This window comes from Stenotrophomonas sp. A3_2, assembly GCF_036624925.1.
In the GTDB taxonomy this organism is placed as follows: Bacteria; Pseudomonadota; Gammaproteobacteria; order Xanthomonadales; family Xanthomonadaceae; genus Stenotrophomonas; species Stenotrophomonas hibiscicola.
The window spans coordinates 1-24,556 of sequence record NZ_JAZKVY010000336.1 but is presented as its reverse complement, the minus strand read 5'-3'; the positions used below and the strand labels follow the sequence as shown (position 1 = coordinate 24,556).

Below are 24,556 nucleotides of genomic sequence, written 5' to 3'. Positions count from 1 at the left end.
ATGACGTTGCGATCCACCGCCAAGCGCTGGACCTACCTGGTGCATCGTTGGCTGGGCATCGGCGGATGCCTGCTGATGCTGCTGTGGTTCGTCAGCGGCATGGTGATGCTGTTCATTGGTTACCCGAAGCTGACGCCCGGCGAGCGGCTGGCGGCGTTGCCGGTGCTGGGTGAGGCCCGCGACCTGCAGGGGCTGTCGGTACTGCCTGCCGCCGTGCAGGCCGAGCCGGAGGCTGTGGCATTGACCACGCTACGCGGCGAGCCGGCGTATGTGGTGCGAAGTGGCAGCAACGTGGGCGCTTGGTCGGCACACACCGGGCAGACCCTGCTGCCGGTGTCGGCACAGCGCGCCGAAGCATCCGCTGCACAGTTCGCCGGAGGCCCGGCCTTCGTGGGTGCGATGCGCGTGGACGAGGACCGCTGGACGCATTCGCGTGCACTGGACGCGCATCGGCCGCTGTATCGGGTGGAGGTGGGCGGCGCGCAGCCGGGCTACCTGTACGTGTCCTCGCGTACCGGCGAAGTGGTGCTGGACGCCCCTCATGTGCAGCAGCGCTGGAACTATGTGGGCGCCTGGCTGCACTGGCTGTACTTCCTGCGCATGCAGTCGGTGGACCCGGTGTGGACGTGGGTGGTGATCGTGCTGTCCGCGCTGTGCACCGTGGCGGCGATCAGCGGCATCGTGGTGGGAGTGTGGCGCTGGCGTTTCCGTGGGCACTATCGTTCCGGTGCGAAGACGCCGCACGTCGAGCCGTGGATGCGCTGGCACCATCTGATCGGTCTGGTGGCAGCGGCCTTCGTGTTCACCTGGATCTTCAGTGGCCTGATGTCGATGAATCCATTGGGCGTCTTCAGCAGCACGCATGAAGCGATTGATGTTGAGCACTATCGTGGCGGCGCGGTGGCGGTGGATGGCACGTTGGCTGAGCCGGCGAGGCTTATGGCTGTGGCCGATGCTGGGCGCTTCCGGCCGGTGGAGATCCAGTGGCGACGGATCGGTGGTGAGCTGTTCGCGGTGTTGCTGGACGGGCAGGGTGATACTCGCATCGTGTCCGGCGGCAGTGGGCACCTGCAGGTCGCACGGTGGCTGTCGGCCCCGTGGCTGCAGCAGAAGGTGCGCGCGTTGTCCGCTGCGCCGATGCAGGGTTTCATGGTGCAGCATGCAGCGGACGCCTACTTCTATCCGCGTGCGCCCGAGGCCATGAACGGCGCAGCGGTACGCCGCTTCCCGGTGGCGTTGGTCGACTTTGGCGATGCCGAGGCGACGCGCGTCTATCTCGATCTGGCGACCGGCGATCCGCTGCTGACGATGGGGCATCGCGAGCGGGTGGGGCGCTGGTTGTTCTACTTCCTGCACAGCTGGGACCTGCCGGCGATGCTGCGCCAGGAAGGTGTCCGGCTGGCGGTGTTGCTGCTGCTGAGTGCTGCTGGCACCGCGTTGTGTGCCACGGCGACGGTGATCGGCTATCGGCGGTTGCGGATGAAGCTGCGGCGCAGGCGGCGTTGATGCCTTGGGCTACACCCGCAGCCAACGCGTGGAGATCGCCACCAGCAACAAGGCCGTGGCAACGCCGATGAATGCGGCGATCAGGCCGAAATGGTTGGCGGCGAAGCCGATCAGCGCCGGTCCGGCGAGAATGCCGGCGAAGCCCAGCGTGGAAACGGCGGTGATCGCCAGCGCACCCGGCATGCGGGTCTGGTGGCCGGCCAGCGAGAACAGCGCGGGCGCGATGTTGGCGCAACCGAGGCCGACCAACACGTAGCCGACCAGCGACGCCTGCCACGGCGTGACCAGGGTCAGCACCAGCACGCCCGCAGCGGCAAGCAGAGCACCGAAGACGATCGCGCGCTGGCGGCCCACGCGCGCCACCAGTGCGTCGCCGAACAGGCGCGCCACGGTCATGGTCAGGGTGAAGGTCACGTAGCCGACGCCGGCCAGGCTGGCATCGACGCGCCGCACATCGCTGAGGAACACCGCGCTCCAGTCGAGCATCGCGCCTTCACCGAGGAAGGCGACGAACGCCAGCACGCCGATGAACAACACGATGCCGTGCGGCAGGGCCAGCATCGGTGTGTCGTGCGGGATGCGTTCGCTGTGCCAGTGCGCTGCCGACAACAGCATCACCAGCAGCATGGCGCCAACGCCGATCAGCACCGATGCCAAGGGCGGCAGCTGTGCGGACAGCAGCACGGTCATGGTGGCCGCGCCGAGGAAACCACCGATGCTGAAGAAGGCATGGAAGCCGGACATCATCACGCGCCGTGCTTCGCGCTCGACGATGACGGCCTGCACGTTCATCGTGCAGTCCATTGCGCCCACGGCGGCACCGAACACGAACAGGACCAGCCCGAGTGTCCAAGCCGAACCGGCCAGCGCCAGGCCGGGCACGGTCAGGCAGATCAGCAGGCTGCTGGCCACCATCACCCGCCGGCAACCCAGGCGCGCGGCCAGCACGCCGGACAACGGCATTGCCAGCAGCGAACCGGCACCGAGGCAGAGCAGTACCAGCCCCAGCGTGGCGTCGTTGATCCCGGTGCGTGCCTTGGCGAACGGCACCAGCGTGGCCCACAGCGCGGTGGCGAAGCCGGGAATGAAGAACGCAGCGCGGGTCGCGTGCTGTTCGGCACGCGCGCGGTTGGCAAGGGACATGAGCGGTACGGTCACGGCGGAGTGGGGTGTACCGCGATGCCTGCGGCGCGGAAGCGTGCCGCCAGCGCCGGCGGGGCCGAGGTGGTGAGCACCAGGTCGTCGATCTCGTCCAGGCTGGCAATCTGCCAGTTGCCGCGTGCACCCAGCTTTTCAGTCGTGGCGGCGACGATGACGCGGCTGCTGCACGCGACCATCGCGCGCTTCAGCGTGGCCTCTTCTGCATCCATTGCCCATACACCAGTATCGCCGTCCACCGCGCAGGGGCCGGGCAGGTACACGTCGGCGCGCAGGCGCTGCACCTGGGCCAGTGCTTCTGCGCCGACCGCACCGCCACCGCTGGCCAGGCGGCCGCCGATCAGCTGCACCGAGGTGCCTTCAAGCAGGCTGGCGGCCGTGGCGATCTGTGGCGCATTGGTGATCACCGTCAAGCCGAGGGCGGGCGGCAACTGCTGGGCGATCGCCAGGTTGGTTGAACCGGCATCGAGCAGTACAACCTGATTGGGTTGCAGCAATGCGCACACGCGTGCGGCCAGCTCGGCCTTGTCGCCGCGGTCGCGGGTCAGGCGCTCGCGCAGCGGCCGTTCCTTGGGCGGCGGCAGCACGGCGCCGCCGTAGACACGCTGGCACAGGCCCTGTGCGGCCAGTTCGCGCAGGTCTCGGCGGATCGAATCTTCGGACACGGCATAGCGGCGCGCCAGCTCGGCGGCGACCACGCGGCCCTGCTGGCGCAGTTCCTCCAGGATCTGCCGGGTGCGCTGGGCGGGGAGGGGGCTGGGATTGGAGCTCATGCTGCAAGTCTGCACGTTCGTGCAGTAACGTGCAACAACGTGCATGCGGCATTGGGGGGACGCAGGGCGGCTGGACTGCCGGTGAATCCGCCCGCGCCCACGTCTATGGATCGCCCTCGCGGCCCGGCATGATGGCGGGGCACCTGGCATGGAATCCCTGATGTCCCCCACCGTTCACCGCAAGCTGCGCATCGGCGCGCACCAATACACCGGCCAGAAAGTGGTCGACCAGCAGTTCCATGAGTGCGATTTTTCCGGTGCCGACCTGACCGCCACCGAGTTCATCAACTGCAGCTTCTACGATGCCGACAGCCGCAGCGGCTGCCGCTTCAATGGCGCCACATTGAAGGAAGCCAGTTTCCGCAGCTGCGACATCAGCATGTGCCACTTCAACTTCATCAAGGCGCTGGGCCTGGAGATCAGCGAGTGCCGCGCGCAGGGTGCGGATTTCAGCAACGCCAGCTTCATGAACCAGATCACCACGCGCAGCTGGTTCTGCAGCGCCTTCATCAAGAAGTCGAACCTGCGCTATGCCAATTTCTCGCGGGTCACGCTGGAGAAATGCGAACTGTGGGAGAACCGCTGGGACGGTGCGAACGTGAGTGGCGCAAGCTTCGCGGGCTCGGACCTGTCCGGTGGCCAGTTCGAGGGAATCGACTGGAACAGCGCCAACTTCACCGACTGCGACCTGACCAATTCCGATCTGGGCGAGCTGGACCTGCGCAGCACCAACCTGCGTGGCGCCACGCTGGACGTGCAGCAGGTGGCGCTGTTGATGCAGCGGATCGGCATCACCGTGGTGCCGTAGACATCACCCGGCGTACGCCACCCAGCCCTTGAAGCTGAAGCCCGCATAGAACAGCTCCACGCCATCGAAGCCGGCCTCCTGCATCAGTGCGACCTCCTGTTCGGGGGCCAGCAGCGGCAACCGCTCGGCAATGGCGTCGATCGCGCGCTGTGCATCGGCGTGGGCAACCCCCGAGGCTTCGGCGAACGCGGCGTAGCGCTGCAACCAGCGCAGCTTGCCGGCCGGATCCTGCGGCACGCTGTGGTGGGCCACCACCAGCGGTGCGCCGGGCTGCAGGCGCCTGTGCAGCCCGCGCAGCGTGTGCAGGCGCTGCGCGGCATCGAGGAAGTGCAGGGTCAGCAGGCAGCTGGCACCATCGAAGCGCAGATCGGGCGCATCGTCGATGTAACCTTCCAGCAGCTGCACGCGCGGCATCAGCGGACCCAGTGTCTGCTCGGCCAGGGCCAGCATCGGCGCGGCCGGATCCACACCCAGCAGCTGCCAGCCCGGCTGCGCTTCGGCAAAGGCCTTCAGCTCAAGCCCGCCCCCGGCGCCGAGTACCAGCACGCGGCCCTGTGCGGGAACGTGTTCGGCCAGCAGCAGGCGGGTCATCTGCTGCAACGCGAGGAAACCGGGCACCTGGCGCAGCGGCGCTTCGGCATAGCGGGCCACCGCCTGCGGATCGGAGAACGTGGACATGCGCGGATTCCTGCGGCGGAGGACATGCCACTGTAGCGCGGCGCGCAAGAGGCGTTGCGCGCCGCTGCCGCATCGTCGCGGCCAGTTGCGGGGCGTACGCATGGTGGTGGCTGCGCTGGTCGCGCATTCCCGGCTCAGCGCAGCGCGCGCGCCAGTACCTGCCAGATTCTCGGGTCCTGGCACTGCGAAACGTTGAAGCGCAGATAGTCGGCCGCACGCTGCGACTGGCTGAATGCATTGCCCGGCGCCAGCACGATGCCCTCGCGCAGGCAGTGCCGCGCCAGTGCGGTGGCGTCGCGGCCATCGGGCAGCTGGCACCACAGGAACAGGCCGGCTTCCGGCTGCAGCCACGGCGTGATGCCCAGCGTCTGCAGTTTCCGCAGTGTGTGCCGGCGTGCATCGGCCAGGCGCGAACGTATCGACTGCATGTGGCGGCGGTAACCGCTATCGGTCAGCGCGATGTGCATCAACTGCGCGGCCAGATGGCCGCCGCCAAAGCTGGTGGCCAGCTTCAGGTCGGTCAATGCCTCTATCCAGTCGTGGCGCGCAGCGATGTAGCCGCAGCGCGACGCTGCCGACAGCGTCTTGGAGAAACTGCCGACGTGGATCACCCGTGACAGTCCATCGAGCGCGGCCAGCCGCGGTGCCGGCTGCAGTTCGAAGTCGGCGAAGATGTCGTCCTCGACGATGATCAGCTCGCTGCGTTCGGCCAGGCCCAGCAGGCGGTGCGCGGTGTTGGCTGAAAGCACCGCGCCGGTCGGGTTGTGCAGTCCGGAATTGGTGATGTACAGCCGCGGCGAATGCGCCTGCAGGGCTTGCGCGAACGCCTCCAGGTCCGGGCCGCTGTGCGTGTACGGCACGCCGATGGCCTGCACCTGGTGCGCCTTGAGCAGTGCGTGGTAATTGAAGTAGCTCGGGTCATCGACCAGCACGCAGTCACCGGGCTTGAGCAGGAAACGGCAGAGCAGATCGACCGCGTGCGTACCGGATTCGGTCAGCAGGATCTGCTCCATCGGTGCATCGATGCCAAGCGAGGCGCTGCGCCTTTGCAGCAGCTGGCGCAACGCGGGCAGCCCGAGCGGGCCGGCGTAGTCCACCAGTTGCATGGCATCGGCACGCGCCAGCCCGCGCAGGCCGCGGCGCACGCCATCGTGATACAGCCAGTCACTGGGCATCCAGCCGCACCCTGGCTTGAGATCGCCCGCGGGCGTTTCCAGCGATTGTCGTGATACCCACAGCGGATCCACCGCGCGATCCAGCCGCGGCTCCATTTCGGCCAGCGCCAGCGGTGCGGCCGGGCCACTGACGTAGAAGCCCGAGCCTGCGCGTGCACTGATCAGGCCTTCGGCCGCCAGGCGCTCGTAGGCCTCGACCACGGTGGAGACTGAAACTCCCATGGTCGCTGCCTGCGCACGTACCGAAGGCAGGCGGGAGCCGGGGCCATCCACCCGTGCACTGATGCGGGTGCGGACGGTCTGGATGACCGATTCGATGCGGGTGAGCGGGCGCGGCATGGTGGAACCGTAGTGGAAGTGTGGGCAGTACAGTTACTTGCGGCTGTACTGGATTGTAGCTGGGGTCGTTCCGCGCTGGATGCTTCCATACAGGTGCAGCCGGGCATCGTCCGGCACCTTCAGGAGTACAGGCGTGGAACGGTCGGCGAGTGGTTGGATCAATGGCTTCATCGGTGTGGTGATCTTCGCCGGCTCATTACCGGCCACCCGCCTGGCGGTGCTGCAGCTGGATGCCGGGTTCGTCACCGCCGCACGCGCCACCATCGCCGCGGTGCTCGGCCTGGGCCTGTTGTTGATGCTGCGCCAACCGTGGCCGCGGCGCGGCGACCTGCCGGGGCTGGTGGTGGTCAGCCTCGGCGTTGTGGTCGGCTTCCCGCTGCTGACCGCGCTCGCGCTGCGCCATGCTTCGTCGGCACACACCATCGTGTTCCTCGGCCTGCTGCCGTTGAGTACAGCGGTGTTCGGCGTGCTGCGCGGTGGCGATCGGCCGCGCCCGGCGTTCTGGCTGTTTTCGTTGCTGGGCAGCGCCTGCGTGGTCGGCTATGCAGTGCGCAACGGCATCGAGGCGTCCTTGCAGGCCGACCTGCTGATGCTGGCGGCCATCGTGGTGTGTGGGCTGGGCTATGCCGAAGGCGGCTGGCTCGCCCGTCATCTGGGCGGCTGGCAGGTGATCAGCTGGGCATTGCTGCTGGCGTTGCCGGTGATGCTGCCGATGACGGTGCTGATGCGCCCGGCCTCGCTCTCGGCGGTCGGTGCCTCGGCGTGGTGGGCACTGGGCTACGTGGCAGTGTTCAGTATGCTGATCGGCTTCCTGTTCTGGTACCGCGGGCTGGCCCAGGGCGGCATCGCCGCTGTCGGCCAGCTGCAGCTGCTGCAGCCCTTCTTCGGCCTGGCCCTGGCCGCGCTGCTGCTGCACGAATCGGTCAGCCTCAGCATGGTGCTGGTGACCGCGGTCGCGGTGATCTGCGTGGCAGGCGCCCGCCGCTTCAGTCGCTAGGAAAAAGGGGACGGAGGGGATTAAGTCGTAACTGGCCCTGCTGTGCCTGAAACGACTTAATCCCCTCCGTCCCCTTTTTCGGTGATACCGCGGGCGTATCGTGCGGCGTGGTCAATGGTATTGGCCGCAACCTGGGTGCATGGCCGAAGCTGTGCCGATGCAGCCGATTTCCCGAATTTCCTTTGAAGGTCAGGTTGGCCTGGTGACGGGTGCCGCCGGTGGACTCGGCCTGGCCTACAGTCGCCTGCTGGCCGAGCGCGGTGCGCAGGTGCTGATGCATGACGTCGGTGCCGGTACCGATGGCCGAGGCGCTGACCCGCAGCGCATCCTGCGCAGCGTCGAAGTGCTGCAGGCGCAGGGTCTGCAGGTGCAGGCCGCAAGCGGCCCCATCGGCCATCGCGACGGTTGCCATGCGCTGGTGCAGGCGCTGCTGCAGGCGCACGGCCGCATCGACTTCCTGATCCACAACGCGGGCTGGGTCGAGTACCAGCCGCTGGAAGCGGTCGAGGACGATGCGCTGGAGCAGATGCTGTGCCTGGCGGCGAAGACGCCGTTGTGGCTGGCGCAGGCGGCATGGCCGGCGATGCGCGAGGCCGGTGGTGGACGCATCGTCATCACTACGTCGGATCGCGCGTTGTATCCGCAGTACGCACAGCGTGGACTGTCCGCCTATGCAATGGGCAAGCTGGCTGCGCTTGGCCTGGTCAATGTTCCGGCGCTGGAAGGCTCCGAGCATGGCATCGTGGTCAACGCTGTTTCGCCGGTGGCGAAGACACGCATGTGGGGCATCGAAGGCGAGCCCGACGAACTGCATCCGGAAGCTGTTGCGCAAGGGGTGGCCTATCTGGCATCCACGCGCTGCCAGGAAGGTGGGTGGGCACTGCGTGCCAGCAACGGGCAGTTCCATGCACTGCGCCTGCAGGAAGCCGAGCATGTGGCGTACCCGCGCGATCTGCGTGCGGTGACTGCTGACAGCATCGAATCGGTCGCACTGCAGTGGCCGGCCATCGCCCGCGCCAGTGTCGACGCGCGCAGCTGACGGCGTACCCTAGGCAGGTTTCCACTGCCGGCACCGAGATGATCGACCTGCGCCTGCTTCGCCAGTTCGTGGCCGTGGCCGAAGAGCTGCATTTCCACCGCGCTGCAGCGCGCCTGCACATGTCGCAGCCCCCGCTGACGGCGGCGATACGACGGCTGGAAGACGAACTGGGCAGCGAACTGATCGTGCGCGGCAATCGCACCCTGGGCCTGACCGTGGCCGGGCAGACGTTGCTGGTGGAGGCGCGGGCAACGTTGCAGCAGGCCGAGCAGGCGCTGCAGCGCACCCGCGCCGCCGCCGCCGGGCAGTCCGGCAGCCTGCGCGTGGGCTATGTGGGCAGTGCGCTGTATGGGCGCCTGCCTGGCCTGATCCGCCGCTTCCGCCAGCAGTACCCGCAGGTACAGCTGCACCTGCAGGAAGCCACGTCGCGTCAGCAGCAGTTGTGGCTGCGTGAGCAGCGCATCGACGTCGGCGTGCTGATTCCACCGATTCCCGCCGCCGAGCTGGTGCTGCACGACTTCGACCATGATTGCCTGGCAATTGCGCTGCCACGTGCCCATGCGCTCGCCGATGCGCCGGAACTCAACATCGCGATGCTGGCCGACGAGCCGTTCGTTTCATGGCCAGCGGGCGAGGGCATCGGCTTCCACGCGCAGGTGCTGGGCCTGTGCACCGTTGCGGGCTTCACCCCGCGCGTGGTGCAGGAAGCGCAGGGCATGCATGCGGTGTTGTCGTTGGTGGCGGTGGACGCTGGCGTGGCAATCGTTCCAGCCAGCATGGCCAGCTTCCGCCCGCAGGAGATCGTCTATCGCGCGCTGGAAAGCGATGCCGCGCGCTTCGATCTGCCGTTCTGCACGCGGCCAGAGCAACCGTCGCCGCTGCTGCGCAATTTCCTGGAGGCGGCGGCCGGGGCCTGACGCCGCCTGTGCGTTCGCCGGCGGCAATGCACGACCATGGAACCAGGCTCCGGTGATTCCCGTCGTGCACCGTCGAGCAAGGAAGCCCCACTCCGTGCCCTACCGTCATCCCGTTGTCGTGTCCCGCTCACGTCGCCTATGCCCACCCGGGCCTAGTCTTGATCGTCCCCGTCCCCCCACGGAGACCTGCCATGTGGCTGCTCGACCATCTCTGGCCCAGCCGTCGACCGCTTCCTCCCCCGGTCGCGGATGCGCCGCAGGCACCGCCGCGCCGGCCTTGGCTGAAACGCCCGGCGCGGGCGGGGCGCAGCGGCATGGCGCCCTGGCAGAAGATCGCCACGCCGCCGCGGCGCACGCGCCACTAGCCGGTGCGGTCTGACGGGTGGTTGACCCCGTCGCTGACCGGAATAACCCCCAGCGCGAACGGGTCGATGCCCTCCAGGCACGCCACGTTGTAACCGTACTGGTCCGGGTTGGAGCGGCGCCGGTGATGGGTGTAGATGCCGCACACGTCGCAGAAGTAGTGCTCGGCCACATGGGTGTTGAACTGGTACAGCTGCAGGTGGTTCTGCCCGCGCACGACCTGCAGGCCCGCGCGGGCAACGCTGGCTGCAATGGCACCCCGGCGCCGGCACATCGAGCAGTCGCAGCGGCGGGGATCGACGATGCCGTCCGGCAGGTCCAGCAGCAGCTCGACCGTGCCGCAGTGGCAGGTTGCGCGGTGCCGGGGTTGGACCGGAACGCCGGCCACGGAAGTGATGCCCATCATTGCTCCTGTGTGATCCATCTGGCCGTGCGGCCGCCGGAGACGGTGCGCCGGCGTGCCTGAACGGGCCGTAGATGCCACGGTGAACCCGCTTGTGGCTAACTATGCGGCTTCGGGACCGCGACAGGATGCCAGTGAGAGCCGCAGGACGTTGGATGACAGGAAGTGCCATGGCGCTGGCGGCGTTGTGGGTGACCGGGCTGCTGGCCTATCAGGTGCCGGGGCCGGGCTGGCTGGCCAATGGCATTGCGGCGCTGTGGCTGCTGGTTGCGCTGTGGGCGTCGTGGCAGGTCGCGCGTGGCCGTGGCCATCGTCGCCTGGGCATGGCGTTCGGCGCGTCGCTGGCGCTGGCCGGCCTGTGGTGGCTGCTGCTGACCCCGCGCCAGGACCGCGTATGGGCCGATGACGTGGCCCAGCGCCTGCATGTGGTGTCCTTCGACGGGCGCCACGTGGTGCTCGACAACGTGCGTGATTTCACTTGGCGCAGCGAAACCGACTACGACGCGCACTGGGTGCGCCGCGCGTACGACCTGGACCAGTTGCGCTCGGCCGACCTGGTGCTGTCGTACTGGATGGGCCCGGCCATCGCCCACACCCTCATCTCGTTTGGCTTCGAGGATGGGCGCCACGTGGTGTTCTCGCTGGAGATCCGCAAGGAACGCGGCGAATCGTTCTCGGCGCTGGGTGGCTTCTTCCGCAAGTTCGAGATGACCCTGGTGGCCGCGGAGGAGACCGACATCATCCGCACCCGCACCAATGCGCGCGGCGAGGATGTCTACCTGTACCGCCTGCACGGCATGGACCGTGCGCAGCTGAAGGAGCTGTTCGCCGCGTACATCGCGCAGGCGCGCGAACTGGATGCGAAGCCGGGCTTCTACAACACACTCACCAGCAACTGCACCACGATCGTCTTCGATCTGGCCCGCCAGATCGCGCCGCGCCTGCCGCTGGACTACCGCCTGCTGCTGTCCGGCTACCTGGCCGAGTACGCACAGGAGGTCGGTGCACTGACCCCGGGTGTGCCGTACGCCGAGCTGCACGACAAGGGCCGCATCACCCAGCGTGCGCTGGACCTGGGCAGCGGCGAACACTTCTCCACCGTGATCCGCCAGGGCGTACCTGGCACCGAGCAGGACCCGCAGTAATGACTCGACTCCTCCTGATCCGCTGGCAGCGTGCGCTGCCGGTGTTGTTCGCCGCCTTCCTGCTGCTGGGCAGCAGTGGCTGCGCGATGGTCACCGTCAAGCAGGTCAAGTCCAGCGATTCGCTGGTCAACAAGCGTGCCGACGTGCTCAATACCGGCAAGCTCAGCCCCGCCGCGCGAGAGACGCTCAGCGCGGCAGGCCTGGACGAATCGCAGTGCGAGAAGGACTTCCTGGTCTGCCGCAGCACGCTGCTGATGACCGACGATCTCAATGTCGAGCAGCGGCTGTCGGCGCTGTCCGAACTGTGGGTGAAGGCCGCGCTGGCGCTGACGCCGAAGAAGACCGCAGCCGGTGATCCGCCGATGAGCGACGCAGCGCTGGACGCCTGGCTGGAAGCTGCGCGCTACGCCTATGCCTACCTGTTCTACAGCGGCCGCTCACCATCGGATCGCGCCTTCGAAGACCGGCAGACGCAGGTGCGTGACTACTACAACTACGCGGCCGAGAAGGCGGCGGTGGTGCTGTTCGTCCGCGCGCGCGCCGCTGCGTTGGCGGGCGAGGACTACACGAAGCCGATCTCGGTCGGCAGCTGGTCGCTGGCTTCCAACTACCAGCAGCTGAACCTGAAGAGCATTCCCGCGCAGCTGGTGCCAGCCGGCACGGTCAGCTTCGTCGGGCTGCGCAGTACTTATCGCCGTGATGGCTTCGGTGCCGAACTGGTGATGGTGATGGACCCGCCGAAGCTGGTCGCACCGGTGATCGCACCCGAGGGCCCCAAGGCTGAGGCGCCGCAGGAGGATGAGGACGACGCACGCCGTGGCCGCCGTCATCGCCACGACGATTCGGTGCCCGAGTTCAGTGAGATGTCCTCGATCAACGTCACCGCACTGCTGCGCTTCGAAGGCAGCAACCTGGACGATGTGATGCGCACGCGCCGGGTCGAGCTGGACGCTTATTCGCCCGAAGCGACCGAGCGCATCTCCCTGCATGGCGAGCAGGTGCCGCTGGCCGGCAACTTCACCGCCGCCTATGGCTTGTGGTTGGCGCAGAGCGGTTTCGCCCGGCAATCACTGCGCACCCTGTTCGGCATGAGCGAGGGCATCGGCGAACCGCACATCTACCTGATGCAGCCGTGGGACCCGAACCGCCGCATCATCTTCATGCTGCACGGCCTGGCCAGCAGCCCGGAAGCCTGGGTGAACCTGGCCAACGAGATCATGGGCGACCCCGAGCTGCGCCAGCAGTTCCAGGTGTGGCAGGTCTACTACCCGACCAACGCGCCGATCGCGCTGAACCGCTACGAGATCGCCAACGCGTTCAATGACACCCTCAAGCACTTCGACCCCAACGGCAGCACGCGCGCATCGAAGGACATGGTCTATATCGGCCACAGCATGGGCGGCGTGCTGGCGCGGCTGCTGGTGAGCGACTCGGGTGATGTGCTGTGGGATGACCTGCTGGCCAACTATGACCTGAAGGGCGAGCGGCTGAAGCGGGTGCAGGCCAAGCTGGGGCCACTGCTGCATTTCAAGGCGCAGCCGAACGTGGAACGCGCGATCTTCATCGCCGCGCCGCACCAGGGCACGGATATCGCCGGCAACAGGGTCGGGCGGCTGATCGGTCGCCTGGTACGCCTGCCGCTGACCATTCTCGGCAAATTCGAGGACGTGTTCATGGCGCTGGCACAGGCCGAGCAGCAGGTCGACGGCACCGCCAAGCCGAAGATCCCCAACAGCATCGACAACCTCAAGGCCAGCGATCCATTCGTGAAGGCCGCAGCGCAGCTGCCGATCGAAGCGGGACTGAAGTACCACTCGATCATCGCCCAGCGCAAGCCGGAGCTGCCGGTGGACAAGTCCGATGACGGACTGGTGCCGTACTGGAGTGCGCACCTGCCGGGTGCACAGTCGGAGAAGGTCATCATTTCCGGCCACAGCGTGCAGGAGACCCCGCAGGCGGTGCTGGAAGTGCGGCGCATCCTGCACCGGGACATCGATGACGTAGGCACGGGGACCCGGTAGTCCCGGCCGCTGGCCGGCACTCTCCGCGCACGCGGGAATCCCGTGATGGTGCCGGCCAGTGGACGGCACTACCGAAACCCGGCGGCGCTACACCCGCCGCGCGATCACCACGGCCAGCACCGCCAGGCCGAAGGTGATCGCCAGGCACAGCAGGTAGCCGGTGTGCGGCGCGCTTTCCACGAACAGCGCGAACAACGCACCGGAGACCGCCAGCGCGGTGGCAACCGACAGGGCCTCGCTCAGCTGCAGGGCAGAGGTGTTGGCACCCTGCTCATGCGCTGCTGACAGTGACAGCGTCAGCACCGAGAGGCTGGCGTAGATAATGCCCATGCCGAAACCGGTGACCGTCCAGCCCACCAGGGCCACCGGCAATGGCACTGCATTGAACAACACCGCAAGCGTTGCGGCGATACCGAGCGTCATCATCGCCGTGCCGACGCGCAGCAGCTGCTGGCGTGACCAGCCGCGCTGCTGGTGACCCTGCAGCCAGGAGCCGGCGAACCAACCGAGTGCGCCGAGGCTGAGCACCGCGCCGGCCCAGCTGGGCGGGAGCCCGCGTTCGCGCTGCAGCAGCAGCGGCAGGTAGGCTTCGCAGGCGAAGAATGCGGCAGCGGCGATGCCGCGCAGTGCGATCACGCTGGGCAGGCCCCTGCGCAGGATCAGCGTTCCGGCCGGCAGCAGGCGATGCACGCATAGCAGCAGCGCCAGCATCGCCACGCCGATGCAGAGCAGGGCGGTCGGACCGTGCTGCTGGCCGCCGAAGTACAGCAGCAGCGCCGCCAGCGATGCACCACTTGCCCAGCGCACGATGTTGCCGCGGCCCTCGTCGTTGCTGCTGTCGGCGGAAGGCTGCATGCGCGCCAGCGCAGGCCGCAGCAACAGGGCAGCAGGGACTGCCAGCAGCGGTACCGCCAGGAACACCCAGCGCCAGCCGAGATGCTGGACGATCAGGCCGCTCAGCGCCGGGCCGACCATCGTGGGCACCACCCAGCCCGCCGAGAATGCCGCGAACACCTTCGGCCGCAAGTGCTCGGGGTAGCTGCGGCCGACCATCACGTACAGCGAGACCGAAATCGCGCCCGCGCCCAGGCCCTGCATCAGGCGCCCGGCCACCAGCATGCCCATGCGCGTCGCAAAGCCGGCCAGCAGCAGGCCCAGCACGAAGCAGCCCAGGCCGTACCAGAGTGGCCGCGCGGGGCCGTGGCGATCGGCCCAGCACCCGGCCAGGGTCATGCCGATCACACTGGTGGCCAGGGTGCCGCCAAAGGCCAGCGCGTACAGGCGCAGTCCATCGAGTGCTTCGGCCACGGTGGGCATCGCGGCCGCGACGGCCAGTGCTTCGAAGGCGTGCAGCGCGACCAGTGCGACCATGCCGATGGTCGTGGCGCGGTAGCGCGCGGACAGGATCGAGCTGTCAGCCGGCAGGTGGGTGTCGGCGGGAGAGAGGGTCGGGGTCATACGGGTCAGGTGCAGGCCGCGCTTGTCAACGGGCGGCGAAGATAGCAGCATGCCACCTCAACTGTAGTTGAGGTCAAGCAATGGCATCCCAGGAACTCAGCGTTGGCGAGGTCTCCCAGCGCAGTGGCGTGGCCGTTTCCGCACTGCATTTCTACGAGCGCAAGGGGCTGATCAGCAGCCTGCGCACCTCGGGCAACCAACGGCGTTACAGCCGGGACGTGCTGCGCCGGTTGGCGGTGATCCGCGTGGCGCAGCGGGTGGGCATGCCGCTGGAAGCAGTCGGCCGTGCCTTCGAAAGCCTGCCTGACGGCCGCGCACCAACCAAGGCGGATTGGGCCAGGTTGTCCGCGCGCTGGCGCACCGAGCTGGAAGAGCGCATCCACATGCTGCAGCTGCTGCGCGATGAACTGACCGGCTGCATCGGCTGTGGCTGCCTGTCACTGCAGCATTGCCGCCTGGCCAATCCCGGCGACGTCCTCGGCGAACGCGGCGACGGCCCGATGCGCTGGGAGTGAGCGACAAAAAGGGAACGCGCTCCCGGTAGCGCCGGGCCATGCCCGGCGGACGAAAACGACTTAATCCCCTCCGTCCCCTTTTTTCTTACCAGACCGTGATCGTCTCGCCGCTCTGGATGCCTTCCACCGCGCGCTGGAAGGCCAGTGCGGCGCGCTGTGCGCTTACCGCCTCGAAGCCCGGGAAGTAGGGGCCGTAGGCGGCCATCGATTCGATCAGTACGTTCGGGCTGACCACGTTGATGCGCAGGCCGTGCGGCAGCAGCTCCAGTGCGGCTGCGCGCACGAAGCCTTCCAGTGCGGCATTCACCGAGGTGGCGTTGACGCCGTCGCGGATCGGTTGTGCGCTGACGATGCCGCTGGTCAGGGTGATCGAGCCGCCACTGTTGAGATGGTGCTGCGCGGCCAGTGCCAGCCTCACCTGGCCCAGCAGTTTGTCCTGCAGGCCGAGGTTGAACTGCGCCGGCGTCATCTGCTCCAGCGGACCGAAGTGCAGCTTGCCGGCGGTGGAAATCACCGCATCGACCGGGCCGGTACGTGCGAACAGTTCGGCGACGCTGGCGTCATCGGTCAGGTCCACGCGCAGTTCGCCGCTGCTGCGGCCGGCGGCGAGAATCTGATGCTGTTGGCCGAGCTGGCGGGCGACTGCCTGGCCGAGGGTGCCGCTGGCACCGACGAGGAGGATCTTCATGGCGGTTCCTTGCGTGAGGGTGTGAGCGCAGTCTGCGCCGTCACAGTGGGGTTAGGTAAGCTGCGTATGATTTGCAGATTCCTAACTTTGGATTAGCAATGGATACCCTTCGCTGCATGCAGGCCTTCGTCGCCGTGGCCGAGCGCGGCAGCTTTGCCGGGGCCGCCGAACAGCTGCAGGTGTCGGCGGTGATGGTGGGCAAGTACATCCAGCAGCTGGAGGCGCATCTGGGCACCGCGCTGCTGCAACGGAACACCCGCCGCCAGCGCCTGACCGAAGCCGGCAGCGCCTATCTGGCCGGATGCCGGCAGGTGCTGGAGCAAGTGCAGCAGGCCGAGGCCGATGTGGCCGGCCTGCAGGTACAGCCGTGTGGCCTGTTGCGGGTCAGCGCGCCCACCACCTGGGGCAGCTGCGTGCTGGCGCCGCAGCTGGCTGGCCTGCTGCGTGCGCAGCCGCAGTTGAACATCGAGCTGGACCTGAGCAACCGCCGCGTGGACCTGATCGAAGATGGCTTCGACGCGGCGATCCGGGTCGGGCCGTTGCCATCGCAGGAGGTGGTGGCGCGGCCGCTGCCGCCGTATGCGATGAGCCTGTGTGCGTCACCGTCGTACCTGCGCCGGCGCGGCACGCCGCGTACGCCCGCCGATCTGGCAGGGCATGACTGCCTGAGCCATCTGGCCTGGCGCGGTGGCCACGGCTGGCAGCTGGCCAACGGTGAACAGGTGGATTGGGAAGCGCGCCTGACCTGCAACGATGGTTTCGCGTTGCGCGAAGCTGCCGTTGCAGGAGCGGGTCTGGTGCTGCAACCGACGGCGCTGCTGGCTGGCGAAATTGCTGCCGGGCGCCTGAAGCCGCTGCTGCGCGACTACCTGCCCGAGGCGCGGCCGATGCACCTGATCTACCTGCCCGACCGCAGGCCACGCCCGCGGTTGCAGTGCTTCGTGGATTTCGTCATGACCACGTTGGGGCAATGAGCATCCACGCCATGCGTGGATGATGGTAGGTGCCGACCGTTGGTCGGCACACATCGGGATCAATCATTCGCCGCAGACAATTCCTGCCCGCGCACCTGCGCGGCGCGCAGCGCGGTGTCCACCAGCGCCTCGAAGCCACCGGCCTGGAAGCTCTCGATCGCGGCCTGGGTGGTTCCGTTCGGCGAGGTCACGCGGCGGCGAAGCTCGGCCGGGCTTTCGCCGGCTTCAGCCAGCATCCGCGAGGCACCCAGCAGGGTCTGCACCACCAGCGTGCGCGCGGCGTCGGCCGGCAGGCCCTGGGCAATACCCGCCGCTTCCATCGCTTCGGCCAGCAGGAAGACATAGGCCGGTCCACTGCCGGAGACCGCAGTCACCGAATCCATCAGTACCTCGCTCTCGATCCACACCGTGCGCCCGGCGCTGGCCAGCACCTGTTCGGCCTGCGCGTGTTGCTGCGGATCCACCGAGGGCGTGGCATACAGGCCGGTCACGCCAGCGCCGAGCAGGGCAGGGGTGTTAGGCATCGCGCGCACCACTGCCTGGTCGCCTCCCAGCCAACGCTGCAGCTGCGCACTGGTGATGCCGGCGGCAATCGACACCACCAACGGCTGGTTTGCCTGGGCCAGCGCCTGCAGCGACTGGCAGACCTCACGCAGCACCTGCGGCTTCACCGCCAGCAGCCAGGTGCTGCCCTGTGCGGCGGCATCGGTGGCGTTGTCGTGCACCTGCACGCCGAAGTCGGCAGCCAACGACTCGCGCAGCGCTGCAACCGGTTCGGCCACATGGATATGCGCGGCCGGCACGCCCTGGCGGATCAGGCCGGCGATCAGGCTGCGCGCCATGTTGCCGCCGCCGATGAAGGTGATGGAATCAGCTGCCATGGACGTCTCCTTTGAAAATCAGGCCGGGCGCGGGCGCGCGCCGAACAGGGCGGTGCCGATGCGCACCAGGGTGGCGCCCTCGGCGATGGCTTCGGCGTAGTCGCTGCTCATGCCCATCGACAGCGTGTCGACCTGCGCGTGCTGGGCGGCCAGCGACTGGAAAAGTGTGCGCATGCGCACGAATGCATCCCGACGACGCTCGGCTTCGGGCCATGGCGCGGGAATCGCCATCAGCCCGCGCAGGCGCAGGGCAGGCTCGGCGGCAATTGCCGCAGCCAATGCATCCACGTCTTCCGGTGCACAGCCGTGCTTGCTGGATTCATCGTCGATGTTGACCTGGATCAGCACATTCAGCGGGCCGCGTGTGGCCGGGCGATGGCGCGCCAGCGCCGTTACCAGCTTGGGCCGGTCCACGCTCTGCACCCAGTCGAAGTGGGTGGCCACGGCATCGGCCTTGTTCGACTGCAGGTGGCCGATCAGGTGCCACTCCAGCGCCAGGTGCTGCAGCGCCTGCATCTTTGCCAGCGCTTCCTGCACATAGTTTTCGCCGAAGGCCTGCTGGCCCTGTGCGGCCAGCGCAGCCACGGCCTCGGCCGGTTGGGTCTTGGACACGGCCAGCAGGCGCGGATCGGGCCGGCCGGCCGCCTCGGCGGCGGCATGCAGGTTGCTCAGGATCTGGGGCAGGGGAGTGGCCACGTAACGCGTTCCATTGAATCAGGAGGCTATACTGCCGCCCGGGGAAAGATCCTTCCAGTCGAAGCCGTTATTGGGGAGTAGCCGCTCATGGATATCGCCGAACTGCTGGCGTTTTCCGTAAAGAACAAAGCGTCCGACCTGCACCTGTCTGCAGGCCTGCCGCCGATGATCCGCGTGGACGGCGATGTTCGCCGGATCAACATCCCGGCCCTGGACCACAAGCAGGTCCACGCGCTGGTGTACGACATCATGTCCGACAAGCAGCGCCGCGATTATGAGGAATTCCTCGAAGTGGACTTCTCCTTCGAGATCCCGTCGCTGGCGCGCTTCCGTGTGAACGCGTTCAACCAGAACCGCGGCGCCGGTGCGGTGTTCCGTACCATTCCGTCCGAGGTGCTCACCCTCGAGGACCTGGCCTGCCCGCCGCTGTTCCGTGAAGTGATCCAGCAGCCGCAGGGCCTGATCCTGGTGACCGGCCCGACCGGCTCGGGCAAGTCGACCACGCTGGCGGCGATGATCGACTACATCAACAAGAACGAATACGGCCACATCCTCACCGTCGAGGATCCGATCGAATTCGTGCACACCTCGCAGAAGTGCCTGATCAACCAGCGCGAAGTGCACCGCGACACGCATGGCTTCAATGAAGCGTTGCGCTCGGCACTGCGCGAGGACCCGGACATCATCCTGGTCGGCGAACTCCGCGACCTGGAAACCATCCGCCTGGCACTGACCGCTGCGGAGACCGGCCACCTGGTGTTCGGCACTCTGCACACCAGCTCGGCGGCCAAGACCATCGACCGCATCATCGACGTGTTCCCGGCCGGCGAAAAGCCGATGGTGCGCTCGATGCTGTCCGAGTCGCTGCGTGCGGTGATCTCGCAGGCGCTGCTGAAGAAGGTCGGCGGTGGCCGCACCGCAGCGTGGGAAATCATGGTCGGCACGCCGGCCATCCGCAATCTGATCCGCGAGGACAAGGTGGCGCAGATGTACTCGGCCATCCAGACCGGCCAGCAGTACGGCATGATGACCCTGGACCAGCACCTGCAGGACCTGGTCAAGCGCAGCCTGATCACCCGCAACCAGGCCCGCGACTACGCCAAGGACAAGCGCCTGTTCGAGTAAGGCAGGGCAGCCACGGGCGGCGCGTGCAATGGCGCGGCCGCTCCGTGTTGTTTCCTCCACCGACCGTTACCTGGTAAACCGCTTTTCCGGGAGCCTGCCGTGAACACCACCGCGACCACCATCGATTTCACTTCGTTCCTCAAGCTGATGGCGCACCAGCGCGCCTCGGACCTGTTCATCACTGCGGGCATGCCGCCGGCGATGAAGGTCAACGGCAAGATCTCGCCGATCACGCAGACCCCGCTCACGCCGCAGCAGAGCCGCGACCTGGTCCTCAACGTGATGACCCCTGCGCAGCGCGAGGAGTTCGAGAAGACGCATGAATGCAACTTCGCCATCGGCCTGTCCGGTGTCGGCCGCTTCCGCGTCAGCTGCTTCTACCAGCGCAACCAGGTCGGCATGGTGCTGCGTCGCATCGAGACGCGCATTCCGACCGTGGAAGAGCTGAGCCTGCCGCCGATCATCAAGACGCTGGCGATGACCAAGCGCGGCATCATCCTGTTCGTTGGTGCCACCGGTACCGGCAAATCGACATCGCTGGCGGCGATGATCGGCTACCGCAACCAGAACTCGACCGGCCACATCATCACCATCGAAGATCCGATCGAGTTCGTGCACAAGCACGAGGGCTGCATCATCACCCAGCGCGAGGTCGGCATCGATACCGACAGCTGGGAAGCGGCCCTGAAGAACACCCTGCGCCAGGCGCCGGACGTGATCATGATCGGCGAGGTGCGTACCCGCGAAGGCATGGATCACGCCATCGCGTTCGCCGAAACCGGCCACCTGGTGCTAGCCACGCTGCATGCCAACAATGCCAACCAGGCGATGGATCGCATCATCAACTTCTTCCCGGAAGACCGCCGCAACCAGCTGCTGATGGACCTGTCGCTGAACCTCAAGGGCGTGGTCGCGCAGCAGCTGGTGCCGTCGCCCGACGGCCGCTCGCGCAAGGTGGCGATGGAGATCCTGCTGGGCACGCCGCTGGTGCAGGACTACATCCGCGACGGCGAGATCCACAAGCTGAAGGAAGTGATGAAGGACTCGGTCCAGCTGGGCATGAAGACCTTCGACCAGAGCCTGTTCGAGCTGTACCAGGCCGGTGAGATCAGCTACGAGGACGCACTGCGCTACGCCGATTCGCAGAACGAGGTACGCCTGCGCATCAAGCTCAGCCAGGGCGGCGACGCGCGCACCCTGTCGCAGGGGCTGGATGGCGTGGAGATCTCCGAGATCCGGTGACCTGGCGATGTGTAGAGTCGACTGACAGTCGACTCTACCGGGCGCGCGGGCGATTGATGAATTCCGGTCATGACCGACTGCCGTCCAGCCGGTTCAATCCATCGCCAATGCAGGCGTATCGTCAGCGCTCCCCTCTCTGGAGCACGACGATGCAGACACGTGAACTCGGCCGCAGCGGCCTGAAGGTTTCCGCCCTGGGCCTGGGTTGCATGGGCCTGACCCATGCCTACGGCCAGCCGGTCGAACCGAGCCAGGGCATTGCCCTGCTGCACGCTGCCGTCGAGCGCGGCGTGACCTTCTTCGACACCGCCGAGGTGTACGGCCCATACACCAACGAAGACCTGCTCGGCCAGGCCTTGGCGCCCCACCGCGACAGGCTGGTGATCGCCACCAAGTTTGGTTTCAAGGACGCGCGCACCGATGCCGGCCTGGACAGCCGCCCAGAGAACATCCGTGCCGTGGCCGAAGCCAGCCTCAAGCGCCTGCGTACCGACCATATCGATCTGTTCTACCAGCACCGCGTCGACCCGAACGTGCCGATCGAGGATGTGGCCGGCACCGTGCGCGACCTGATCGCCGAGGGCAAGGTCGGCCACTTCGGCCTGTCCGAGGCCAGTGCTGCCACCGTGCGTCGCGCGCATGCGGTGCAGCCGGTCACCGCCGTGCAGAGCGAGTACTCGCTGTGGTGGCGCGAACCGGAGCGTGAACTGCTGCCGACGCTGCAGGAGCTGGGCATCGGCTTCGTGCCGTTCAGCCCGCTGGGCCGCGGCTTCCTGACCGGTGCGATCAACGCCGACACCACCTTCGACGCCAACGATTTCCGCAACAGCGTGCCGCGTTTCGAAGTGGAAGCGCGTCGCGCCAACCAGGCGCTGGTGGATCGCATCAGCACGATCGCGGCGGCGCGGGGTGCGACCCCGGCGCAGGTGGCGCTGGCCTGGCTGCTGGCACAGGCGCCGTGGATCGTGCCGATCCCAGGCACTACCAAGGTTCACCGCCTGGAAGAAAACCTGGGCGCGGCCAAACTGCAGCTGGCGCCGGAGGAACTGCAGCGCATCGCACAAGCGCTGGATGAAGTGTCGATCGTCGGCGAGCGCTACAACGCGCAGCGTGCGGCGCAGGCCAAGGGCTGACCACCCGGCGGGTGCGGACCGTTGGTGGTGGGTGCGGACCGTTGGTCCGCACTCCTTGACCCTCACCCCATCGGCCCACGCAGCGCATCAAGCACCGTGCGCATCGCCACGGTGACGTGGCGGCGCGAAGGGTAATACGCGTAGTAGCCATCGAAGTGAGGGCACCAGTCGTCCAGCACCGAAAGCAGGCGGCCATCGTCCAGCATCGGCTGTACCTGGTCCTCCGGCAGCCAAGCCAACCCGCTGCCTGCCAGCGCGGCGGCGCGGGTCATGCCCATGCTGTTGAAGATCCACTGGCCGCTCACACGCACGCTCAGTTCATTGCCGTCCTGGCCGAAATCCCACGGCATCAGCCCGCCATGCGTGGGCAGCCGCAGGGTGACGCAGTTGTGCCCGGCCAGGTCGTCCGGGTGCCGCGGCACCAGGTGCTGGCGGAAGTAGCTGGGCGCCCCGACCACGCGCATGCGCAGCGGCGGGCTGATCGGTACGGCGATCATGTCGCGCGCCAGCCGCTCGCCCAGGCGGATGCCGATGTCGTAGCGCTCGGCCACGATGTCGGCCAACCCGTAGTCGGCCGCCAGTTCCACCTTCAAATCCGGATACTGCTGCAGCAGCGGCGCCAGCCTGGGCCAGGCGATGTACTCGGCGGCGTGGCCGGTGGCATTGATGCGGATGGTGCCGGCCGGGCGTTCACGGTACTCGGCCAGCGCGGCCAGCCCATCCTCGATCTCGGCCAGGCGCGGGGCCAGCGTTTCCAGCAGGCGGGCGCCGGCTTCGGTGGTCGAGACGCTGCGGGTGGTGCGGGTCAGCAGGCGCACGCCCAGGCGCTGCTCCAGTCCGCGCATGGCATGGCTGAGCGCGGACTGGGACACGCCCAGCTGGGCGGCGGCCTTGGTGAAGCTGCCCTCGCGGGCAACGTGGACGAAGGCCTGCAGGTCGTTGAGATTTTCGCGGGGCATGAGGGGATGATACGGCCGGGCTGCGCCCGGCAGCTGCCGAATCAACGTCAACGGCAACGTCAAAAGCTGGCTTCCCGTGGGAGGCGGGGTGGCTCAGGTTGCGGGGGACGGCGCAAGTCCCCCTCCGGGGCCCGGCCCAGCCGCTGGCGGCTGTGCGTTCGGGCGCTTGCGAAGCAGTGCTTCGCAAGCAAAGCGCCCTCACCCATGTAGCCTCGGTCGCGCTTGCTCGTGTGCGCTGTCCTGCGCACACGGCAAGACCGGGGTTGGGCGCCCTGCCCAACCCGTCCGAGGCATGCCTCGGGCCCATGGCGCTCACGCCCCCGCAACCTGAGCCACCCCGCCTTCGACGATTTCCCGCGAGCTGTTGGAACGGCATTCTGCTTTGGTGGGTCGGGCGTGTAGGGATGTCGATTTCAGGGACTGTGGTTCGTCGAATGCATGACTTCAACGGGAGCTGCAGATGAGCACTGACACCAAGCTGAAAGGCCCGGCCTCGTACTTCCCCTCCATCGAGAAGACCTACGGGCAGCCGGTGGCGCACTGGTTCGGCCTGCTGTCGAAAAAGAAGGGCCTCAAGCACATGGAACTGGTCAGCTTCCTGAAGAGCGAACACGGTCTGGGCCATGGGCACGCCAACGCGTTGGTGGCGCACCATCTGGCCCGCAAGGGGTGACCGGCGGCCGGCGGAGGGCGGGCTGGGGCGCATTCAGCTGAACGATTTCATCTGCAACTGTCATGCAGATCGTGTCTAATACCGCTCCCCACCTGCTGTTCCCCCACCCGCATGTCCCTTCCTTCCCATGGCCCCGCGCCGTGCGACGACGCTGACGGCCACCTGGTCACCGCCGGTCCGCTGACCCCGCCGCCCGACAGCGCCGGCACCACCGCCGACGAAAAAGCGCTGCGCCACTCGATCGCCGAGGACGTGCAAGGCATGGTGCTGGCCACGATGGTGGCATCGCTGGGCTTGGCCATCTTCGCCAAGGGCGGGCTGATGATCGGCGGCATGGCGGGCATGGCGTTCCTGCTGCACTACGCGATGGGCTGGAACTTCGGCCTGGTGTTCGTGCTGGTCAACCTGCCGTTCTACTGGGTGGCGCTGCGGCGCATGGGTTGGGAATTCACCCTGAAGACCTTCGCTGCGGTCACCGCCTGTGGCGTGTTGACCGACCTGCTGCCGCGCTGGATCGACTTCTCGCACATCAACCCGCTGTATTCGGCGATCGTCGGTGGCGCGTTGTCTGGCCTGGGCATCCTGTTCTTCATCCGCCATCGTGCCAGCCTCGGCGGCATCGGCATCCTGGCGGTGTACCTGCAGCGCACCCGTGGCTGGAGCGCGGGCAAGGTGCAGATGTCCTACGACGCCTGCCTGATGGTGGCCGCGTTCTTCGTGCTGTCGCCGTCGAAGGTGCTGTATTCGGCCATCGGCGCGGTGGTGCTCAGCCTTGTGCTGATGTTCAACCACCGCCCTGGCCGCTACATGGGTGTGTGATCGCGCTCTCCGCGTTCGCCGGGCATGGCCCGGCGCTACTACGTGGCGGTTCCGGTAGCGCCGGGCCATGC

General features: G+C 67.4%; 23 protein-coding genes and 1 pseudogene. 14 read left to right on the top strand and 10 right to left on the bottom strand.

Annotation, left to right across the window (positions count from 1 at the left end; translation table 11 throughout):
• Positions 1–1,506: a PepSY-associated TM helix domain-containing protein gene (locus tag R5H29_RS16300; RefSeq protein WP_332329470.1), complete on the top strand. Its 1,506-nt coding sequence runs from the start codon at positions 1–3 to the stop codon at positions 1,504–1,506.
• 9 nt (positions 1,507–1,515) lie between these two features.
• On the opposite strand, the gene R5H29_RS16295 is transcribed toward R5H29_RS16300, so the two are convergent.
• Both R5H29_RS16295 and R5H29_RS16290 read right to left on the bottom strand, forming a co-directional pair.
• Complete coding sequence (locus R5H29_RS16295; protein ID WP_155029048.1) at positions 1,516–2,649, bottom strand: MFS transporter; 1,134 nt, start codon at positions 2,647–2,649, stop codon at positions 1,516–1,518.
• 11 nt (positions 2,650–2,660) lie between these two features.
• Complete coding sequence (locus R5H29_RS16290) at positions 2,661–3,437, bottom strand: DeoR/GlpR family DNA-binding transcription regulator (protein WP_332329469.1); 777 nt, start codon at positions 3,435–3,437, stop codon at positions 2,661–2,663.
• A gap of 160 nt (positions 3,438–3,597) precedes the next feature.
• Here R5H29_RS16290 and smqnr point away from each other — a divergent pair, with 160 nt between their 5' ends.
• Entirely contained in the window at positions 3,598–4,245 is a 648-nt protein-coding gene (gene smqnr, locus R5H29_RS16285) for a SmQnr family pentapeptide repeat protein (RefSeq protein WP_171952387.1), read from the top strand.
• A gap of 3 nt (positions 4,246–4,248) precedes the next feature.
• Here the strand turns inward: smqnr and R5H29_RS16280 are convergent, their stop codons facing one another.
• Entirely contained in the window at positions 4,249–4,923 is a 675-nt protein-coding gene (locus tag R5H29_RS16280) for a methyltransferase (protein ID WP_308305512.1), read from the bottom strand.
• A 134-nt stretch (positions 4,924–5,057) separates the two neighbouring features.
• The gene (locus R5H29_RS16275) at positions 5,058–6,437 is read right to left on the bottom strand and encodes a PLP-dependent aminotransferase family protein (RefSeq protein ID WP_180876243.1); all 1,380 of its coding nucleotides are present in this window, start codon (positions 6,435–6,437) and stop codon (positions 5,058–5,060) included.
• A gap of 133 nt (positions 6,438–6,570) precedes the next feature.
• Here R5H29_RS16275 and R5H29_RS16270 point away from each other — a divergent pair, with 133 nt between their 5' ends.
• From R5H29_RS16270 to R5H29_RS16260, 3 genes are all read left to right on the top strand, one after another.
• Positions 6,571–7,434, top strand: a complete 864-nt coding sequence (locus R5H29_RS16270) for a DMT family transporter (RefSeq protein ID WP_332329468.1) — start codon at positions 6,571–6,573, stop codon at positions 7,432–7,434.
• Between the two features lie 139 nt (positions 7,435–7,573).
• Entirely contained in the window at positions 7,574–8,473 is a 900-nt protein-coding gene (locus R5H29_RS16265) for an SDR family NAD(P)-dependent oxidoreductase (protein WP_332329467.1), read from the top strand.
• Positions 8,474–8,511: 38 nt separating this feature from the next.
• Entirely contained in the window at positions 8,512–9,390 is an 879-nt protein-coding gene (locus R5H29_RS16260; protein WP_069138975.1) for a LysR family transcriptional regulator, read from the top strand.
• Positions 9,391–9,751: 361 nt separating this feature from the next.
• Here R5H29_RS16260 and R5H29_RS16255 read toward each other — a convergent pair whose 3' ends face one another.
• Positions 9,752–10,156, bottom strand: coding sequence for a GFA family protein (locus tag R5H29_RS16255; RefSeq protein ID WP_171952385.1), 405 nt, complete (start codon positions 10,154–10,156; stop codon positions 9,752–9,754).
• A gap of 170 nt (positions 10,157–10,326) precedes the next feature.
• Here R5H29_RS16255 and R5H29_RS16250 point away from each other — a divergent pair, with 170 nt between their 5' ends.
• Both R5H29_RS16250 and R5H29_RS16245 read left to right on the top strand, forming a co-directional pair.
• Positions 10,327–11,301 (top strand): DUF4105 domain-containing protein, encoded by a 975-nt coding sequence (locus R5H29_RS16250; RefSeq protein WP_227852035.1) that lies wholly within the window; start codon positions 10,327–10,329, stop codon positions 11,299–11,301.
• A complete protein-coding gene (locus R5H29_RS16245; RefSeq protein WP_332329466.1) occupies positions 11,301–13,322 on the top strand; it encodes an alpha/beta hydrolase in 2,022 nt (673 codons plus the stop codon). The genes R5H29_RS16250 and R5H29_RS16245 overlap by 1 nt, the downstream gene beginning before the upstream one ends.
• A gap of 87 nt (positions 13,323–13,409) precedes the next feature.
• Here R5H29_RS16245 and R5H29_RS16240 read toward each other — a convergent pair whose 3' ends face one another.
• A complete protein-coding gene (locus R5H29_RS16240) occupies positions 13,410–14,831 on the bottom strand; it encodes an MFS transporter (protein ID WP_332329465.1) in 1,422 nt (473 codons plus the stop codon).
• A gap of 29 nt (positions 14,832–14,860) precedes the next feature.
• On the opposite strand from R5H29_RS16240, the gene soxR reads away from it, so the two are divergent.
• A complete protein-coding gene (soxR, locus tag R5H29_RS16235) occupies positions 14,861–15,295 on the top strand; it encodes a redox-sensitive transcriptional activator SoxR (protein WP_021202603.1) in 435 nt (144 codons plus the stop codon).
• Positions 15,296–15,380: 85 nt separating this feature from the next.
• On the opposite strand, the pseudogene R5H29_RS16230 reads toward soxR, so the two are convergent.
• Positions 15,381–16,010: pseudogene (locus R5H29_RS16230) on the bottom strand (short chain dehydrogenase); the annotation flags it as partial.
• A gap of 71 nt (positions 16,011–16,081) precedes the next feature.
• On the opposite strand from R5H29_RS16230, the gene R5H29_RS16225 reads away from it, so the two are divergent.
• Positions 16,082–16,957, top strand: coding sequence for a LysR family transcriptional regulator (locus R5H29_RS16225; protein WP_332329464.1), 876 nt, complete (start codon positions 16,082–16,084; stop codon positions 16,955–16,957).
• 59 nt (positions 16,958–17,016) lie between these two features.
• Here R5H29_RS16225 and proC read toward each other — a convergent pair whose 3' ends face one another.
• Both proC and R5H29_RS16215 read right to left on the bottom strand, forming a co-directional pair.
• The gene (gene proC, locus R5H29_RS16220; protein ID WP_332329463.1) at positions 17,017–17,838 is read right to left on the bottom strand and encodes a pyrroline-5-carboxylate reductase; all 822 of its coding nucleotides are present in this window, start codon (positions 17,836–17,838) and stop codon (positions 17,017–17,019) included.
• Positions 17,839–17,856: 18 nt separating this feature from the next.
• Positions 17,857–18,534, bottom strand: coding sequence for a YggS family pyridoxal phosphate-dependent enzyme (locus tag R5H29_RS16215; protein ID WP_134734730.1), 678 nt, complete (start codon positions 18,532–18,534; stop codon positions 17,857–17,859).
• Positions 18,535–18,621: 87 nt separating this feature from the next.
• On the opposite strand from R5H29_RS16215, the gene R5H29_RS16210 reads away from it, so the two are divergent.
• From R5H29_RS16210 to R5H29_RS16200, 3 genes are all read left to right on the top strand, one after another.
• Positions 18,622–19,659, top strand: coding sequence for a type IV pilus twitching motility protein PilT (locus tag R5H29_RS16210; protein ID WP_006422551.1), 1,038 nt, complete (start codon positions 18,622–18,624; stop codon positions 19,657–19,659).
• A 99-nt stretch (positions 19,660–19,758) separates the two neighbouring features.
• Positions 19,759–20,901: a PilT/PilU family type 4a pilus ATPase gene (locus tag R5H29_RS16205; protein ID WP_019659468.1), complete on the top strand. Its 1,143-nt coding sequence runs from the start codon at positions 19,759–19,761 to the stop codon at positions 20,899–20,901.
• 149 nt (positions 20,902–21,050) lie between these two features.
• On the top strand, positions 21,051–22,034 hold the full coding sequence (locus tag R5H29_RS16200; RefSeq protein ID WP_332329462.1) for an aldo/keto reductase: 984 nt from the start codon (positions 21,051–21,053) through the stop codon (positions 22,032–22,034).
• A gap of 62 nt (positions 22,035–22,096) precedes the next feature.
• Here the strand turns inward: R5H29_RS16200 and R5H29_RS16195 are convergent, their stop codons facing one another.
• Positions 22,097–22,993: a LysR family transcriptional regulator gene (locus R5H29_RS16195; protein WP_111098567.1), complete on the bottom strand. Its 897-nt coding sequence runs from the start codon at positions 22,991–22,993 to the stop codon at positions 22,097–22,099.
• A gap of 460 nt (positions 22,994–23,453) precedes the next feature.
• Between R5H29_RS16195 and R5H29_RS16190 the strand changes: the two genes are divergently transcribed.
• A complete protein-coding gene (locus R5H29_RS16190; protein WP_111103425.1) occupies positions 23,454–23,666 on the top strand; it encodes a DUF4287 domain-containing protein in 213 nt (70 codons plus the stop codon).
• Positions 23,667–23,777: 111 nt separating this feature from the next.
• The gene (locus R5H29_RS16185; protein WP_014036228.1) at positions 23,778–24,485 is read left to right on the top strand and encodes a YitT family protein; all 708 of its coding nucleotides are present in this window, start codon (positions 23,778–23,780) and stop codon (positions 24,483–24,485) included.
• The last annotated feature ends 71 nt before the right edge of the window (positions 24,486–24,556 follow it).